16 protein-coding genes and 1 pseudogene are annotated in these 17,821 nt (G+C 43.8%); 2 read left to right on the top strand and 15 right to left on the bottom strand.

Annotation, left to right across the window (positions count from 1 at the left end; all coding sequences use genetic code 11):
* Positions 1-108: 108 nt before the first annotated feature.
* From L5L77_RS01700 to L5L77_RS01650, 11 genes and pseudogenes are all read right to left on the bottom strand, one after another.
* Positions 109-522, bottom strand: a complete 414-nt coding sequence (locus L5L77_RS01700; protein ID WP_131523277.1) for a hypothetical protein — start codon at positions 520-522, stop codon at positions 109-111.
* 272 nt (positions 523-794) lie between these two features.
* Positions 795-1,220, bottom strand: a pseudogene (locus tag L5L77_RS01695) (GNAT family N-acetyltransferase); the annotation flags it as partial.
* Between the two features lie 439 nt (positions 1,221-1,659).
* A complete protein-coding gene (gene recR, locus L5L77_RS01690; RefSeq protein ID WP_131525000.1) occupies positions 1,660-2,259 on the bottom strand; it encodes a recombination mediator RecR in 600 nt (199 codons plus the stop codon).
* Positions 2,260-2,271: 12 nt separating this feature from the next.
* Entirely contained in the window at positions 2,272-2,601 is a 330-nt protein-coding gene (locus L5L77_RS01685; protein WP_028759630.1) for a YbaB/EbfC family nucleoid-associated protein, read from the bottom strand.
* Positions 2,602-2,824: 223 nt separating this feature from the next.
* Positions 2,825-6,118 (bottom strand): DNA polymerase III subunit gamma/tau, encoded by a 3,294-nt coding sequence (gene dnaX, locus L5L77_RS01680; protein WP_219251648.1) that lies wholly within the window; start codon positions 6,116-6,118, stop codon positions 2,825-2,827.
* Positions 6,119-6,155: 37 nt separating this feature from the next.
* The gene (gene apt / locus L5L77_RS01675) at positions 6,156-6,707 is read right to left on the bottom strand and encodes an adenine phosphoribosyltransferase (RefSeq protein ID WP_105252212.1); all 552 of its coding nucleotides are present in this window, start codon (positions 6,705-6,707) and stop codon (positions 6,156-6,158) included.
* A gap of 268 nt (positions 6,708-6,975) precedes the next feature.
* Complete coding sequence (locus L5L77_RS01670; protein ID WP_131525002.1) at positions 6,976-7,344, bottom strand: YbaN family protein; 369 nt, start codon at positions 7,342-7,344, stop codon at positions 6,976-6,978.
* 81 nt (positions 7,345-7,425) lie between these two features.
* Positions 7,426-7,548 (bottom strand): hypothetical protein, encoded by a 123-nt coding sequence (locus L5L77_RS01665; protein WP_006082086.1) that lies wholly within the window; start codon positions 7,546-7,548, stop codon positions 7,426-7,428.
* 150 nt (positions 7,549-7,698) lie between these two features.
* Complete coding sequence (locus L5L77_RS01660; RefSeq protein ID WP_263191576.1) at positions 7,699-8,445, bottom strand: DUF2063 domain-containing protein; 747 nt, start codon at positions 8,443-8,445, stop codon at positions 7,699-7,701.
* On the bottom strand, positions 8,445-9,314 hold the full coding sequence (locus L5L77_RS01655; protein ID WP_131525004.1) for a DUF692 domain-containing protein: 870 nt from the start codon (positions 9,312-9,314) through the stop codon (positions 8,445-8,447). The genes L5L77_RS01660 and L5L77_RS01655 overlap by 1 nt, the downstream gene beginning before the upstream one ends.
* 116 nt (positions 9,315-9,430) lie before the next feature.
* On the bottom strand, positions 9,431-9,796 hold the full coding sequence (locus L5L77_RS01650; RefSeq protein ID WP_263185777.1) for a hypothetical protein: 366 nt from the start codon (positions 9,794-9,796) through the stop codon (positions 9,431-9,433).
* Positions 9,797-10,063: 267 nt separating this feature from the next.
* Between L5L77_RS01650 and L5L77_RS01645 the strand changes: the two genes are divergently transcribed.
* Positions 10,064-11,014, top strand: a complete 951-nt coding sequence (locus L5L77_RS01645) for a tRNA-dihydrouridine synthase (protein WP_219251650.1) — start codon at positions 10,064-10,066, stop codon at positions 11,012-11,014.
* A 187-nt stretch (positions 11,015-11,201) separates the two neighbouring features.
* The gene (locus tag L5L77_RS01640) at positions 11,202-11,561 is read left to right on the top strand and encodes a TraR/DksA C4-type zinc finger protein (protein ID WP_105252207.1); all 360 of its coding nucleotides are present in this window, start codon (positions 11,202-11,204) and stop codon (positions 11,559-11,561) included.
* A gap of 89 nt (positions 11,562-11,650) precedes the next feature.
* Here L5L77_RS01640 and L5L77_RS01635 read toward each other — a convergent pair whose 3' ends face one another.
* From L5L77_RS01635 to L5L77_RS01620, 4 genes are all read right to left on the bottom strand, one after another.
* Positions 11,651-14,311, bottom strand: a complete 2,661-nt coding sequence (locus L5L77_RS01635) for a TonB-dependent receptor (RefSeq protein WP_263191575.1) — start codon at positions 14,309-14,311, stop codon at positions 11,651-11,653.
* A gap of 421 nt (positions 14,312-14,732) precedes the next feature.
* Positions 14,733-16,451: a bifunctional UDP-sugar hydrolase/5'-nucleotidase UshA gene (gene ushA / locus L5L77_RS01630; protein WP_263221914.1), complete on the bottom strand. Its 1,719-nt coding sequence runs from the start codon at positions 16,449-16,451 to the stop codon at positions 14,733-14,735.
* Positions 16,452-16,814: 363 nt separating this feature from the next.
* Positions 16,815-17,486, bottom strand: coding sequence for an alpha/beta hydrolase (locus tag L5L77_RS01625; RefSeq protein WP_131525009.1), 672 nt, complete (start codon positions 17,484-17,486; stop codon positions 16,815-16,817).
* 92 nt (positions 17,487-17,578) lie between these two features.
* Positions 17,579-17,806 (bottom strand): DUF3389 family protein, encoded by a 228-nt coding sequence (locus tag L5L77_RS01620; protein WP_106651841.1) that lies wholly within the window; start codon positions 17,804-17,806, stop codon positions 17,579-17,581.
* Positions 17,807-17,821 lie beyond the last annotated feature (15 nt).

Below are 17,821 nucleotides of genomic sequence, written 5' to 3'. Positions count from 1 at the left end.
ATGGTAGCTCATCGGATTCAACGACCTATAAACAACCGATGAAAGCCATCAATTCAAATCATCTTCAACAACAGCGTCCAAAATAAGATTTAAACTGATCAGCTGACATCAATGCATTTTTTGGATGTCAAATTTCGCCATAAAAGTGTCGGACAATATGACTCCTGCCATAGCACCAAAGGAAACGGTGAAAATCATTATGAAAGGTAGAGGTTTCAAATAAGCAGAAATGAGAACACCTTGACCGAACCAGTGCAGTATTAGACCAAGCATCATGATGCCAAAAGCAAACTTATTCGCAGCAAAAAACATCGATATTTCGAATGCCCACAACTCTTTATTTTCCTTAAATTGAGCGAAACCGAAATAGAGATAAAGCAGTAATGCCACTAAGGCGAGAGTGCAAACATTGAGTGCATAGCTTAATTGAGAAGCCCCAGCCAATACTTGATAGCCGATACGTATGGCATAAATACCAACACCCAACCAAAGTATCAGCAGCGGCAATAAAATGAGTCCCATTTTTATCCTTAAAAGTTAGGATAGACATACACTTAGCACCTAAAGCGAGCTCTGAAAATGAGCGCTTAATGCTATTCCAATACCTCGGTTCGTAAAGTGACCTCTTGATGTAAGTTCTTAAATTGAGCGCTTAGAGCAAATTCTTAAAGTTAGTGCTTAGAGTGAGAGCCTTAAGTAACAGCTAAAATAGCATAGATATCAGCACATTAATTTAACCGCGCCATATGATACACACTAACAAACTCACCATTTCTAAAAGCAAAATCCTTCTACTCACCTTCCATTACAAAGCCAAACTTTTTATATAGACCAATGGCGGCATAATTATCGGTATAAACCGTTAATTCAATTCGTTTTATATTCATCCATTTATCGGTAAGCTCAAGCATCGCGTTAATCAAGGCACAGCCTATACCGCGGCCTTGCCAACTGTCTTTTACACCCATACCAAAGGAGGCAACATGCCTACGGCGAGGTTGCTCATACACTTCAAAACCCAACTCACCGACAATTTCACCTTCAATCTCTGCAACATAACGATGAACATGATTCGATGTTGCAGCAAGACGCGCCTCCCATTTATCGGTCGATGGCAAAGGTAATTGCAAGGTACCGGCATAGGCATTTGGGCAGGCATATACTGCTTGAATGGCTGCAGCGTCACACTTCTCTGCATGCCTAATCGTAATATTTCCCAATGAGTCCCCTCCCTAGTTTTCAAATAAAAAAGACGTGGCCAATTCAACGTACACAGAACTAAGCACACAGATCTAAGCCCAACGAATTGACTAGACATACTGTGGATCACTGTGATTAAGCAACTCAACCCGATTATTATCAAACCTACTTTACGGATGAAGCTCGCATAAGACAAGTATGAAATTTAAAAAACTATTGATAAACATGGATTTTATATAGATAGATATCAATCAATATAGGAATTGAATCAACCACCGCCCTGTCTCCATAACCCAGCCTCAACACCTAGGTTGAAACTCTGGGTAAATAAAAACCCGCTCAAGATAGGATCTTGGCGGGTTTATAAGATTCAGGCACTAAAGTGATAATTGAGTTGAATACTTCAATCTTAAATTAATCCAATACAATCAATAGCATGGACCAATAGAAACTGTTTAATTAAAGTGGTAAACGACCATTAAAGGACAGCGCTAACGTAGTGCTATCCACGTATTCCAACTCGCCACCTACGGGTACGCCATGGGCAATGCGACTTATCATCACTTTGTGACGTCTGGCCATATCGGCAATAAAATGTGCTGTAGCCTCACCTTCTACTGTTGGATTTGTCGCTAAAATCAGTTCGTTGACATCACCCGATGCCAAATGGCGCTCGAGTAACGCTAAGCCTAACTCTTCTGGCCCCACACCATCGAGGGGCGATAAATGGCCTAAAAGTACAAAGTAACGGCCAGTGAAATGTCCACCCGCTTCAATGGCTAACACATCAGCCGGCGTTTCCACCACACAAATGGTGGAGGAGGTTCCGCGTTTATGGCTAGCACAGATCGGACAGAGGGTTTCTTCAGTGTAGGTTCGGCAAGACTGACAATGACCGACGTCACTCATCGCACTGGACAGCGCACTGGCTAACTTAAGCCCTGCTTTTCGGTCGCGTTCAAGTAACTGAAACGCCATACGTTGCGCCGATTTAGGCCCAACCCCAGGTAAACAACGCAGGGACTGAATTAACTCATCTAACAATGGACTAAATTTCATCGGCTATCTCAATTAAAATGGCATTTTCATGCCTGGTGGTAATTGCATGCCACCAGTAACTTCAGCCATTTTAGTTTTTTGGTTTTCTTCGATTCGACGGGCTGCGTCATTACAAGCCGCAGCAATCAAATCTTCCAGCATTTCTTTGTCGTCTTCCATCAGGCTTGGGTCGATTTCGACTTTACGCACTGTGTGCGCGCCAGTCATGGTGACTTTCACCAAACCTGCACCAGATTCCCCCACCATTTCCATACGGGCGATTTCTTCCTGCATTTTGGCCATTTTTTCTTGCATCATCTGGGCCTGTTTCATCAAATTGCCCATACCGCCTTTTCCAAACATAGTCATTTCTCTTCTATTAGGGTTAGTCGCAAGCATTAACGCGGCTAATCTTACTTAAATAAATGGGATTGGCAATCAATGCCGTTATCTTGTTAATAAACTTATGATCTCGATGCAGAGTTTCTCAGCAGCATCACTATAGATATGCACTCGAAGCCTAAATTTAAACCACAGCGTTACAAATTAACGATGAAAATTTTACCCAAAGACTCGCCAATAATGGCTAACTCGCAGCCTCAGTTAACTCAGGTAACGCTTGTATTTGCTGACTGCGTAAATTCAACAACTCTGGCGGATATACTAGACTATCGGCATCGAGTTCGGCGCCCATACGTTGGATCAACCATTGCACATTGTCATCATGAATCAATGATTGATGCGCTTGTTGCAGCAACTCTTGGTGGAAACGCTTACGTAACTCTAAGGGCGTTTCCCGCTGTTCATCGATTCCTATGACCACTTGTACCCGTCTTGGGTTCCCGAGCGCGGTAGTTAAGGCTTGCTCAAGCTGCACTATGGCAACATCGGCCGCTAAATGCTTCTGGTTTGGTTTAAGCAGCAACGGCAAAGGATCGCTCAAGGTTTGGCAGACAGAATTAACCGCCAGTTGCCGCACTCGCCCGCCGATCTCTAAGCTCGCCATCAACTTGTACCAATGTAAATCTAATGGATGACCGCTAATAGGTTGAGTCGAACTGAGCGCGACTTGTGTCTCCTGCGTGTGTTCCACTGTATTTGACGCATTTGTCAGTGCTGTTGTGCTAGCCAAAGCAAACTCTGAGGCGGGTATTTCTTCTTGACGTACAGCCTGATTTTGAAGTATTTCCGACTTCAAACTTGATGCTGCGACCTGCCCGTCACTCAGGGATAGAGTGTCATCTTGTGCATGATTAGGTGTGTAACTCTCGCCTAAAAGCTCTTGAGCATGACTGGTTTGAACATTATTTATATCAGTAGCTTGCGCGCTCACAGGCTGAACACTGTCAGTCTTATTGCTATCGACTTGCGTCACTTCGATAGATTCAGCTTCAGGCGCTGCCTCCCAAGGCGGACGATCATCTGCAGTTGACGGTTTGACAGGCTTCTCAGAGACAATTCCAGTTGAAATGACGACTGAAGATACTGCTTGGTGCAGATCGATAGGCTCAAGATCTAAGTCGAAGTCATCATCAAAATCTATCGCTAAATCAGGGTCTAAATCAGATGCTGGATCAACAGAAAATGCCACACTTGGCTGACTCGCTTCAATTTTAGTAACCGATTTAGGTAAGGTTACACCATGTGATTTAGTGTTTGGCGTCTTAAGTTTTGAGTCCAATGACGACTTTTTTTCATCACCGTCCTTAGCACTTAAGGCGTCAAGATCCGATAGCAGTGAATCCCGAGCCGCCAACACCGCCGAGAGAATATCATCATCGGCTAAGGATACAGAAGCGGCTTGTTGTAGCGCTTGCTCTTGTATTGAATCTGATACTGAGGTCTGTGATTGAGTGAAGACTTGAGCCACAGGTGCTAACTGACGATCAGCAGAAGCTTGCATGCCTGCAGCGTTTGAAACACCTACAGAACTTTGAACATCAACAGAATTTATAGCCTCTTGCGAATCAAAGCCATGGTTAAAGTTATCATCATTATAAGCGCCAGAGGAGAAATCAGCATAAACGTCTTGATAGGAATCAAGCGGAGCTGACTCTAGGGCATAATCCCCTATCGCTGGATATGAATGCTCAGCTTCATTTCCATCAAGACTATTGGCATCATGCCCTAGCTCAAAAGTGTTGTTATCGAAGATGTTCTCTGCAGCAGGGTCTTTATCAGAAAGAGCTTTATCTACACTGTCACCACACTCAACAGCTGTTGAATTGACAGCAGTTTCAGGCTCTGCCGTATTCACTAGACTCAGCTCGGAAGCTGTTGTGACTAATTCAATTCCTTGAATATTATGAGTATCAATACTAACAACCGATGCCTCGATACCAGTAACGGATTCTGAAGTGTGTATAAGAGACGCTTGAACGGTTGATACTGTTTGAGTTTGTGGCTCGACCTCAGCATTCACTATCTCAACGTTTAAGCTGCCAGCGTTAAATCCCTGACTCTGCGCCTGACTTAGAATCACCGCCTGTTCGGCAATTAATGCCGCATCCGCTTGGAGCTCAGCATCAAGTGCCTGCTCTGCGGTATCGGCAGGCTCAATTAATGCTGTTTTTTTTTCAGCAGGCAGTTGTTCCGCAGTATGTGGCTCAGCAAACTGTTGTTCTTTTACATCATGAGCTTGCGCTGTCGCAACTGGCGTTTGCCCTTCGGATAAACTGATCTCAGCGACCGCATCAGGCTGCCAGCGCTTTACTGGCTTTTCCGGCACAAACGCCACAGCGCGTAATAGCGCCATCTCAAGACCCGATTTAGGATCCGGTGCATGGGGTAAGTCTTTGCGGCCTGTTAATAAAATCTGATAATAAAGCTGCACCTGTTCCGGCTTAAGCTGTTCGGCAAAGGCGCGAATCTGTGCGCTATACAAGGATTGCTGCGCGCACGCGGGGGCAAATTGGGTCAAGGTAATTTGATGTAACAACTCAAGTAAACTGCGTAGCACTTCTTGGGCATCTGCGCCGTACGCAAGCACTTGGGCACAGGTATGCATTAACACACCAATATCGGCATCGGTTAAGGCATTAAGCAAGGCAACTACATGCTGCTCATCAATACTGCCAAGCATGGTTTGCACTTGGCCAAGCATCACATTACCGCCACCAAAGGCGATGGCTTGATCTGTCAAACTCAAGGCATCACGCATACTGCCATTGGCAGCTTTAGCCAGCAATTTTAGGGCTTCTACATCAAAGGGAAACTGCTCTTGGGTCAAGATATGATTGAGCTGAGTGCCAATTTCAGCTTGGGTCAGGCTTTTTAAATTGAACTGCAAACAACGAGATAACACAGTCACTGGCAGTTTCTGCGGATCGGTGGTCGCCAGAAGAAATTTAACGTGCTCGGGGGGTTCTTCTAAGGTTTTTAGCAGTGCGTTAAAACTGCTGCGCGACAGCATATGCACTTCGTCGATGAGATAAACCTTAAAGCGGCCACGGGTTGGACGATACTGCACATTGTCTAACAGCTCACGGGTATCATCGACCTTAGTGCGAGATGCGGCATCGACTTCAATCAAATCGACAAAACGGCCTTGGGCGATTTCCACACAACTGCCGCAAACACCACAGGGAGTGGCTGTCACGCCTTGTTCGCAATTTAAGCCTTTGGCAAAGAGTCGCGCCAAGCTGGTTTTACCGACACCGCGCGTTCCCGTAAACAGGTAAGCATGGTGTAAGCGCTGCTGGCTTAACGCATTGGTCAAGGCATGCAAAACATGGCTTTGGCCAACCATTTGATCAAATGTGGCAGGGCGCCATTTTCTGGCTAACACCTGATATGACATGGAACTCCCCAGAGTATGTGATACAAAAGCGGGAGCATGCGCCCCGAGAACTTTGAAAGATAACATGCCATGATTTGACATGCCATCAAACTATCCCAAGGCGCCTTTAGCTGCAGATTTATTCGCCTTCAAACTCACAAAGTTTAACCAACTCAAGCCCTAATGCGGTTAAACGGGCTTCACCGCCTAAATCAGGTAATGAGATCACAAAGGCCGCATGTTTAACTTCACCGCCGAGTTGGCGAATGAGTTTAACGGTTGCTTCGATAGTACCGCCAGTGGCGAGTAAATCGTCAACAACGAGCACTTTGTCATTTGCGCTAATCGCATCAGTATGAATTTCTAGGCTATCGTGACCGTATTCCAGTTCATAGCTTTGGCTGATGGTTGCACGCGGCAATTTGCCGGGTTTACGCACAGGTACAAAACCGATACCCAATTCTAAAGCCAACGGTGCACCAAATAAGAAACCACGGGCTTCAGTACCCACAATTTTGGTAAAGCCTTGACCACGATAATGTTCAACTAACAAGTCGATGGTCGCTTTATAGGCTGCTGCATTCTCAAGCAAACTGGTGACATCTCGAAATAAAATCCCTTCCTTAGGATAATTAGGAATCGTTTTAATGCTTTGCTTTATCAAGGATAAGGTTTCTGTATTCATAGCCATCATATTTGCTTAATAAGTTACTTAATCAATTCACCAACCTAGCGGTGGCGGTATAAAACAAAACGTCCACACTGGGTGGACGCATTGTCGAAAGTCGGACAAAGCTTATGCCGCTTTAGTTTTAGTTGCAACAATCACAATGCACAAGTGATGGAAAGGTTATCAATTTGTGCCTTAGATCAAACCCTGTCGGCACTGTGTTAAATATCCTCAACAAGAACACGACTAAACTTTCAGTCACAGCGCCTGAGCCCATTCAATCACTCAATCATCCCTCTATTTCAGGTATACCTTTAAGATACCCAAGTAAGACCAACGCCATGACAAACAGCAGACCTTTTACCCAAAGGATAGGGACCACAATAATGCTGACACTAAAACTGAGTGCGCTAACTATCATGGCTTTGCGTTTCAATCCCTTACGCATTGCTCGCTGCTCTTGCCACTGGGTTAAGGCGTCGGCAAACCAGGGATGTGTCATCAACCAATGGTGTAAACGTTCACTCGAGCGGGCAAAGCAGAAGGCAGCAAGCAAGATAAAAGGCACGGTCGGCAATATCGGTAGCACGATACCGACTAAACCTAAGACTAAAGCGGTTAAGCCTAACAGTAAAAATAATCCGCGCTTTAATACCATAGGTTTAAATGCCCTTTATCGGAAAAACAAAAGCCACTCGAAGAGTGGCCAATAGGCTACGCGCTAGAGATTAACGCTCGCTTAAATTAAACCTAAATGCTTTAACCAAGACAGACTTGCTGGCAGAGTCGGCAACAGTAAAACTAAAATAAAACCAATAAAATACAAAAAATTAAATGGGTCTTTGAACGGCTGACTACTCATTACAGCTCCTCTAGTATGTGCAAGTATAAGTGCGCAGGAATCGTACAGTGATTGAGATCACAAAACGGCCGACATTGTAGCGGTTTGTCAAATTAATAAAAACCCTCTAAATGTAGGGTTATTGCATTTATTTCGGCAATAATCCCAACCTTAAGACTGACGTCCGCGCACTATCCCTTTGGCCGCTAATTGCTCGAGTAACTGCATACAACCTTGCTCAATAATCTCTGGCGCCATTTGAGGATATGTAATTGTTAACCAATCAACTATCTCTTTAAAACCCGCTTGGCCTTGGGCTTGAAGAAATGCCAGCACCTGTGCGCTTAAGGGATTTAACTGTAAGAAGCACACTTCACAATCGGCATCTTGATAGAGACAAAAAAACACTGGCGTATCGAGTCGTTGCTGCGGACGATAATCCTGACGAATGTGCTGCACTTCAAAGTGATACTGCGCTACCCTCGCCGTCTGCGACAAACATAAAGCCTGCGTCGACATTTGCGCTGGGCTAAGTTGAGATTCATCCTCACTCGCCTGTGCGACCGCAACGGCCAACTCTAGCCATTCATAGTGCGCTAATTCGAGCATAAAAACAGGATCATTTGCCGTGGGCTGATATTCCTGCTGTAAAAAATCTAAAAACTCACCCGCGATATCGATAAAGATGGGCGATTGACAATCATGTTGACTGAAAAAACGCTGCACCAAAGTCAGCCAATCCTCCTCAGAATACAAACTTTTCAGCACGGGGAAGCCGTTCGACACAAATCCCAGCACATTATTAAAAAATAACTCGCGGTAAACCTGCATACGCCGGAAATCAGTATCCACGGGCAATGGCGAAGAGGGATCGCGGATATAATCGATAAAGGATTGCTGCACTTGCTTAAAATCCATTAGGCGCTCCTCTTTACGGCATGAGCGCTATTTTGGATGTGAGAGCTGGGCGCCGCCGCTTGATAAGCGTGGATTTGATTTAGCTCGAGCAACAATTCAGCAGTTGTCGGCACATTAAAGTCACGCTCCAGCAAAGTCGGCTTTACCCCATGCAAGGCATAACAGCGCTGCAATAATGTCCAGACGGGATCGTTAATGGCTGCGCCATGGGTATCAATGAGCAGATCTTCAGCTTGTTTGTAGTGCCCAGCAATATGCAGATAAGCGATGCGCTGCGTCGGCATGGCATGTAAAAAGGCATCGGCATCGTATTGATGGTTTATCGAGTTCACATAGATGTTGTTCACATCCAGTAGCAGTTTACAATCGGCTTCTTGCAGCACGGCATTAACGAATTCAAGTTCTGTCATTTGCGCACCTGGAGCGGCATAAAAAGACACATTTTCTAAAATAAGCGGCCGCTCTAGAATATCTTCTACTTGCTTGACCCGCGCCGCCACATGCTTCACCGCAGCGTAGGTAAAAGGGATAGGCATTAAATCATATAAGTGACCTTGCCCTGAGCAATAACTTAAATGTTCGGAATAGACTTGGATTTGATGTAAATCCATAAAGGTTTTGATATTTTTTACAAACGCGAGATCTAAAGGTTCAGGGCTACCAATAGATAAACTCAAACCGTGGCAGTAGAAAGTATGTTGCTCAGTCAACTCACGAAATTGGCGGCCAAATTTACCACCTAAGGTCATCCAATTCTCAGGCGCCACTTCAAAAAAATTAATAGCATCAGGCACCTGTAAACAAAATTCACTGAGCATTTCTCGTCTTAATCCCAGCCCTACCTGTGCCGTATTTTTTTGATCATTCATAGAACCTCACGAACGCTAACCTGTAATCGCTTAAGAATAAAACACAAGAGACCAGCGCTGGCTGGCCTCTTTAGGCTCAATTATCCCAATAACTGCAGGGATAAAACTAACCCACTTTACTTCACTTCTTTTTTAACGGCTTCGACTTTAGCATCCACTTTTTCGGCGGTTTTCTTCATGTCAGCACCGCATTTCGCTTCGCCACATTTCCCCTCATGAGCTTTATCTGCAGCCGCTTTTTTCATCTCAGCACCGCATTTAGCCTCACCACACTTGCCTTCTTTGGCTTTTTCAGCGGCGGCTTTCTTCATGTCTGCGCCGCATTTGGCTTCACCACATTTGCCTTCTGAACCGACAATTTGATAGCCCGCATCCATAGCTTCAAAACCAAATGGGTTAGTTTGTGCATTGACAGCAAAAGCTGAACTCATCACAACTGAACCTAACGCTACTGCAACTGCTGTTTTTTTAACTGAATTCATAAATAATCCCTTCTTGTTTATTGAGTAATAATGACCAACAACAGTTTAAGTAGCTGGCTTATAACAAAAGACCTGCCTTATTTCGATTCTATTGCAAAAAATATCACTAAGTCACAGAAATGGTCAAAATATCCTGCTAGGACAATCAGTTTAGCTTGGATTTTATTTATTGGCGTACCTATTCATCCTCCTTCACTAGGCCACTTTGTAACTTAGGGCTGATAAGGTAGAATGCTCGCCCTTTGCAACAGATATGGGTTTACTGCAGTGCGTGTGATTTTGGCTCCAATGGAAGGTGTAGTAGACGCTTTGATGCGTGACATCCTATCGACCATCAATCCCTACGATTTGCTCGTCACCGAATTTGTGCGAGTGGTAGACCAACTGCTGCCTGAAAAGGTCTTTCTCAAACTGTGTCCTGAACTGCTCAACAACGGCAACACCCCTTCAGGTACGCCAGTACGAGTACAATTGCTTGGTCAAGAACCCCAATGTATGGGCGAAAATGCCCTGCGTGCCATTGAGCTAGGCTCACACGGTGTTGATGCAAACTTTGGCTGTCCAGCAAAAATTGTTAACCGCAGTAAAGGTGGCGCCGTATTATTGCAATATCCTGAGAGTGTGCACGATATTGTCAAAGCCATGCGTCAAGCAGTACCAAAAGAGCATGCCGTAACGGCCAAAATACGTTTGGGCTATGAAGATAAGTCACTGTTTATGGAAAACGCCATTGCTGTGTATGAAGCCGGTGCAACTGAACTTGCCATCCATGCGCGCAGCAAAGTCGACGGTTACAGACCGCCAGCCTACTGGGAATACATCACCGAAGTGCGCAAACGTTTGCCGATCCCAGTGATCGCCAACGGTGAAATTTGGAACAGTGACGATGCTAAGCGTTGTATCGAGGTCACGGGCTGCGACAGTATCATGATCGGCCGCGGGGCAATTTCATTGCCGAACTTGGCAGATACTATCAAGACAGGAGCTACTCCTTATACTTGGGCGCAAACCTTAGGGCTCATGCTCAGTTATACCCAAAGGGAACTCAATGGCCGTAAGAGTGACTATTATCCAGCCCGGATCAAACAGTGGTTCACCTATCTCAGCCGTCAATATCCCGAAGCCGATACCTTGTTTAGGGAACTGCGAGTCTTTAAAACAACGGAAGAAATTGTCCGCGTATTAGAAACGGCGCAACGGAACTTATGCGACGAATAATCGCGACGATATTTATGATAAAAGGGCTTTTGCCGTAGCACATATAATGCGATAAGAATGAAGTACTTTTTCGATTTTTAACGGCTAAAAAACCGAAAATGTGGCAGATACTTGATCTTTATCATAGTCGTTGATAGTGGAACTATTAGACTGGACGCCTAGAGTCAAATGAAATAGGCGATTTTACGTGAGCACCACCCATATCAGACATGAATTGTCAGAGCTTGAAGCTAATCTAAGGAAAGAAATAGGCGCGCTCCCTCTGTTCCTCGAAGCCATAGGGGAGCATTACGCTAGCCTGAGTCTGGCAGAATTAATTGATAAATTGGCTCAGACACCACTGGCTGAACACCCACTATTTTGCCGATTAAATAAACTTGATGCCGCCTTTTGCCAGCTCGACTTAGGTCTCTACGGTCTTTGCTCGGATTGTGAGGCAGAAATTGAAACCGAACGCTTAAGCCAAGATCCCACCGAACAACGCTGCACCTCCTGCGCCGAGCATTATCAGCATGAACACCGCCACGAACTGCGCCTCACGCATTGATAGCGCTCATTCGACATCCAGTAAACTGCCTTATAAGCAAAAAAACCTCCGCAAGCGGAGGTTTGAGTTATCCAGGGAGGGCGGACAACCTAAAACTTCTGGTTTATTCTCAGGTAATACGTTCTACCTAACACATCATATAAACCCACATTCACATCGCGATAATCGGCATAGGTGTAATAGTTTGGTGTTTCAGCATCAAACACATTATTCACCCCTACTGTGATAGAGCCGTTATAAGCATGGGTATAACCAAACTGAATGTTATGTTTAAAGTAATTATCGTAATCAACATAACGGTCGGTTTCTTCTAACTCGTTGAAATAACTTGCTGATTGATTACCAATATAAACAACTGTCCATGCGGCAGAGAAATCATCGTATTTCCAACTGGTCGCAAAGTTACCGCGCCAATCGGGCGAGTCAGTCGACCCTGCGTAGTCGATCATGTCTGCTTCAGCGTTATCCTGCTTTTTAAAATCAAGCACATGAGTTAAATCCAGTTTGAAATTGAAATCCCCAAAGCCTGTTTCTAAGTTATAAGCCGTAACAAAATCGATACCTGAGGTCTCAACTGTAGCTAAGTTACGAACTCCGGCTTCAATATATTCAATCTTGCCATCAGGACCGCGCGTCACATAGGGAGAAGAACCATTCTTGATTTCATCACGCAGGATATCATCCACATCAATTGACTCAATTTTGTTGTCATAGGTGATTGAGTAATAAGATAACTCCAAGTTCCATGCGTCAGTGACATTCCAAACGCCGCCAAAGGTTAACGAGTTACCCTCTTCAGCCTCTAGATCAGGATTCCCTCCATACCAGGTTTTATGTTGATTATTAGTCGCGCAATATATGGCATCCACGTTACCAGGTTCATTACACCATAAAGAATCAACACCCTTCTCAAAACTCAAGGATTGAGACGAGAACATTTCGCTCATATTCGGCGCACGGAATGAGTCACCATAGCTAGCACGCAGTAATAACGTGTCTATAGGACGCCAGCTTAAACCAAACTTAGGCACCACGGCATCGAAGGTCGATGAATTAACAACTTCCCCCTGAGGCCCTGTGAGAGTTCCTTCCTGCTCATAGCGCTCATAACGTACTGCGGCAGAAAACTCAACATTGGCAGGTAAGCCAACTTGGAGTTCCAAATAAGCGGCACTACGGTCACGCGTGGCATCCACATCATCACCACCCGAACCGCCGGAGATAATACCCGCGGCCGATTCTGGATCACTGGTTTGCTTAAACTTGATCATTTCATATTCAAGACCGCCGACCATAGCGACCGAAAGATCACCGTCATCGAGCAGTAAGGTCGAAGCAAGACCATCCAATTGAGTACTTTCAAATTTGCCCTGATAAACCCCAGTATGCGCAGCTTTACGATACAGATCTGTCATCTGTTGATCCCACTGCTCATAACTCATGCCAGAGGTATTGAAAATATCATATTGCTCTGAATCAATTTCTTGCTGAATAATATCGTCGTTCAGTAAATTATAATTAAAACTATTTGTCGTCGATGTTGCGTGCTGGGCATTTAATTCCCAGTCGATACCATTCCCTGAATCTATTGTACCAACAAAGCCACCTAGAATATCAAAGTTGTTGGTTTCAGTTAATGTATCTCGCTCGCCAAGTTGCGCGCCTCGCATAGAAATCACTAATTCTTCGCCAACTGGATTATACTTATTATCGGCACTCATCACAGGGGTATTCGTTGATACTGGCGTACCCGCATAACGGGTTTCAGTTTCTGCTAATGAAGCAGAAGCACGACCTCGGAATTTTATATTCTCAGAAATCTCATAGGAGAAATTAGATAACAGCGAATTACGAGTTTGATCGCCAAATAACTTAGTGACATTACCATGATTATATAAACAACGACCATCACCTGAGTCTATGGTATTTTCCGTTTTTTCACATATATCTGAATTACTATACCAGCTACCGTTGCCAGGTCCATATTTACCGTTTGGTACTGAGCTATATCCACTATATGCGTTATAACTTGAATCGTCCATTCGCCAAATATCACGATCCATTACCGCTTTAGTATCATAATATTCATAGGTTAGCGTGATATTGCCTTTATCAGTATTAAAGCCCGTTGCAAGTGATAAACGGTTGGCATCGCCTCCTTCTACGCTTGGTTGCTCAGTACTGTAATCAAGCTGAAACCCTTCAAACTCTTTCTTAGTGATAATGTTTATCACACCCGCAACCGCATCGGAACCATATACTGCCGAGGCGCCATCACGCAGGATTTCAATACGCTCCACGATAGCCATAGGGATAGAAGATGTATCGGCCACAGAGCCAGAGCTTGAACTCGTGCCAGGCATACGGCGTCCATCTAATAACACTAATGTCGCAGACGATCCTAAACCGCGTAAATTGACATCACTGGTTGAGCTTGCTCCTGATCCATAGCCAGAAATACCACGCCAAGAACCAAAGCTGTTTATCGCGGAGTTATTCAATACGTCAGCAACGGTTTTTTCACCCGTCATGGCAATATCCGCAGCATTAATGACAGTCACGGGTGAAACAGTTTCCATATCAACTTGTTTAATACGAGAACCCGTCACTTCAATGCGTTCAACTTTCGCATTTTCTTCTGCTGCATTTACCGCCGCAGAAAAGCCTATTCCAGAAAAAACCACACTGCTTGTCGCCACTGTAATTAAACTAGTACGAACGGCTTTGGCCGTTAAACTTAAATAGCGCATTAATCTCTCCTTGAGGTAAATAAAACCCTATGTTTGTTATTTTTATATTTGGCATGCGAACTCTATTTCGCTGTAGGGATAATGTTAATGCGCAACATCTAAGTCAACCATTAAAAACAATTAATCTCAAATTAAAACAAATTGACACAAAATAAATCAACTTGAATATAAGATATCCGGATATACATCATGGGGTTAAGCAATACAGACCTGTTGAATATATTAAATATTTAATTTGATACAATAAATCTTAATTGTTAACTAAAAGAATACCGAGAAACTCACACCACAAATGAATCAAAGTGTATCTAAAATAAAACGCTGAATATTAATTTACACTTAGTTCAATATTAATTAACCATAAAAAATGCCACTCATTTGAGTGGCATTAATATTGAAACACTGAGTAATGATTGATTACTTAAAGTTGGCAACCTTCAACACTTTTTGAGTTCTCATAAACAATATCGCCTACAGGATTGTAGTCAGCAGCTTTAATCACTTGTTTCTCTTTCAAGAAAGAATAGAGTAAATCAGCATCAACAAAACCCGTTTGAATTGGGCTGGTTAGTTTAGGATAACCGTCACCACCCGCAGCATTAAAGCTAGGTACAGTGAACTTATAAGTGGCTGTTGGGCTAAAATCCTTGCCACCGATGTCGCTGATGTTGGCTGTTTTAGCCACACAGTCAATGGTCATTTTAACACCAGTGATTTGTGCATAACCACCAGAACCAACTTGAAGACTGCCGACTGCGCCTAAATAAGCCGCAACTTCAGTACCCGTCATTTCGTTAAGGGTAACCATATTACCAAATGGCTGAACAGTCAGCACGTCACGGTAACTAATGTTGCCTGGTTGGATAGATGCACGTACACCGCCTGAGTTCATTACACCAAAATCAGCAGTCACTTTAGCACTTTGTGCCATCGCTAACATACGGCCTAAGTTAGTTTGCTTATTACGCACGTTTGCACGCTCACCATCTAACAGGGCATCCGTTGTCGCAATGACTTCGTCTAACTTAGCTTGACCTTTCTCTTGATAGTAAGAAAGCAGCTCTTTTAACTCTGAATCCGGTTCAATTTTAGTGCCAGCTAAGTCAGCAGTTTTCTTACCAGCATCATCCAGTTTGCGCATATTCACAGGGACAAGCTTGTAGCTCGCTAGATGGAGTTCACCGTTAAAGTATTCAAAATCTGCACGGCCAACATATTTACCCCATTCATGGGCTTGCATGATCCAAGTGCCATTTTGTTTATCAGGTGCACATGCATCACCAGGCTTAAAGGCTGCATAGGCTTTGTTGTCAGTTCCCGGTTCCATACACACTGGATTCTGTGAATGACCACCGATAACAACTTGTAAATCCCCTTCTTTCAATGCGCGAGCCATAGCCACATCGCCAGGGGCATTACTACCATTTTTACCATCTGCGTAATGACCCATGTGCGTGGTAGCGAAAATGATATCTGCCGCTTTGGCATCTTTAATTTCTTTAATCACTTTAGCAACTTCCACCTTGGGATCGGTGAATGTTAGATCGCTAATATATTCTGGGTTACCAATCTTAGCAGTGTCTTCTGTCGTTAAACCAATAACTGCAACTTTAAGACCATTAATGTCAAATACTTTATAAGCATCAAAATAACGTTCGCCAGGTTTGCCTTCGGCATTTTTACGGTAAATGTTCGCCGCTAACATAGGGAATTCAGCAAGGCGACGCTGCATATCAAGTACTGATAACGGATTGTCAAACTCATGGTTACCAACAGCCATGGCGTCGTAACCAATTTTATTCATGCCCGTAAAGTCTGGTATGGCATCTTGAAGATCAGATTCTGGTACACCCGTATTAATATCACCACCAGATAATAATAAGATTTGACTGCCATTCTTACTCACTTCTGCACGAATTTGATCAACCAGAGTTTTCTGAGCGGCTAAACCGTATTCACCATCACTGTTTTCCCAGAAACGGCCATGGTTGTCATTGGTATGTAAAACGGTAAAGGTTTTACAAGCACTTCCCGCTTCAGCACACGTTGTTGGAACTTTATCGTCATCACTATTATTACAACCCGCAAGTGCAGCGAGAACAGCAGTTGCAACTAATCCTTTAATAAGCATATGTCTCATTACATCAACCCCTTGATTTTAATTATTTTATCATAGAAAGATTGCCGTGAACTCCATCAAGTTCAGCGTCACGGATAATAGCAAATAATAAAGATAAATTGTGTCATTTTTATTAAAAACTTGACATTTATATGAAATTTGGCGGGCATTTTAAGAAGGATTTGTTTCATATAAAAAATAAGCTGAATGACTGATTTTTATATATTTAGAGAATACAAAATAAAAATGGAATAAATGGATTTTAATCGTTTGTTATAAATAACTTAAGAAATATGAAAAAACATCGCGATTGTTCCTTTAAAAAAACAAGCATGAGTAAATTTCAACTTACCGCATGCTGTTTTTATAAGCAATTAGACTTATCTACATTTCAAATCGCTGTAATAACCAATTAGAAATCGCTTTCAATTGTTCAGGAATGACAGAATGAGGCATTGGATAAGTCTGCCACGTAACATGATAGCCGCCCGCCGTTAAGGCTTCTTTTGCTAACATTCCAGCGGATAATGGTACAACATCATCCTGTAGACCGTGTTGCTGTAATATGGGTGTATTGCGATTCGCCGCACTTAATTCAGCGGGTAACACATCGCCCGTCGGCAAATAGCAAGACAACGCCATAATCCCTGCAAGTGGCTCAGGGAAACGCAGTCCAGAGAATAAACTCATTACTCCACCCTGACTGAATCCCGCTAATACGATACGTTGGCTCGCAATACCCGCCGCGATTTGTTCATTAATTAATGCGGCAACCATTTTCTCCGACTCAAGCACGCCTTGCATATCGGCTCTGTCATGCAAATCCATGCTTTTAATATCGTACCAAGCGCGCATAACGTAGCCACCATTAATGGTCACGGCTTGCTCTGGTGCATGGGGAAAAATAAATCGAATAGCATGATCTACAGGTAAGCCTAATGCAGGCACTACGGGAGCAAATCCTGCCCCCGAATCCCCTAATCCATGTAACCAAATAACCACAGCCGTAGCAGGCGTCTTAGGTTCGACAACAATACGCTCAAGAGAAACTGACATACTAAAAATTCCCAATTCGATATTAAACACTCATCAACTAAAAAATGATGATAAATCTATACGTTAAACACTCATCACCACTCGGGCACAGGTTATTCAGCATCCATGCCCAGCACATCTTGAATCGCACGTAACTGAGTATTTGAGTCCAATACTAAGCTCCAACGTACACCGCCACCATCGGCGATCAGCATAGGAGGCTGACGTCTCAAGCCGATATCCTCAGCACTCGCTTGCAGTACGATACTGGCAACGTTGAGGCGCACTTGAACCTCGAACTCAGTAACGATTAACTTACCCTGCGAAAAATCTAACACCATTTTGATAACCGCCCT

The sequence above is a fragment of the Shewanella sp. SM29 genome (genome assembly GCF_025654245.1).
GTDB classification, from domain to species: domain Bacteria; phylum Pseudomonadota; class Gammaproteobacteria; order Enterobacterales; family Shewanellaceae; genus Shewanella; species Shewanella oncorhynchi.
The sequence above is the reverse complement of the archived record's forward strand: the minus strand, read 5'-3'. Positions and strand labels throughout refer to the sequence as shown.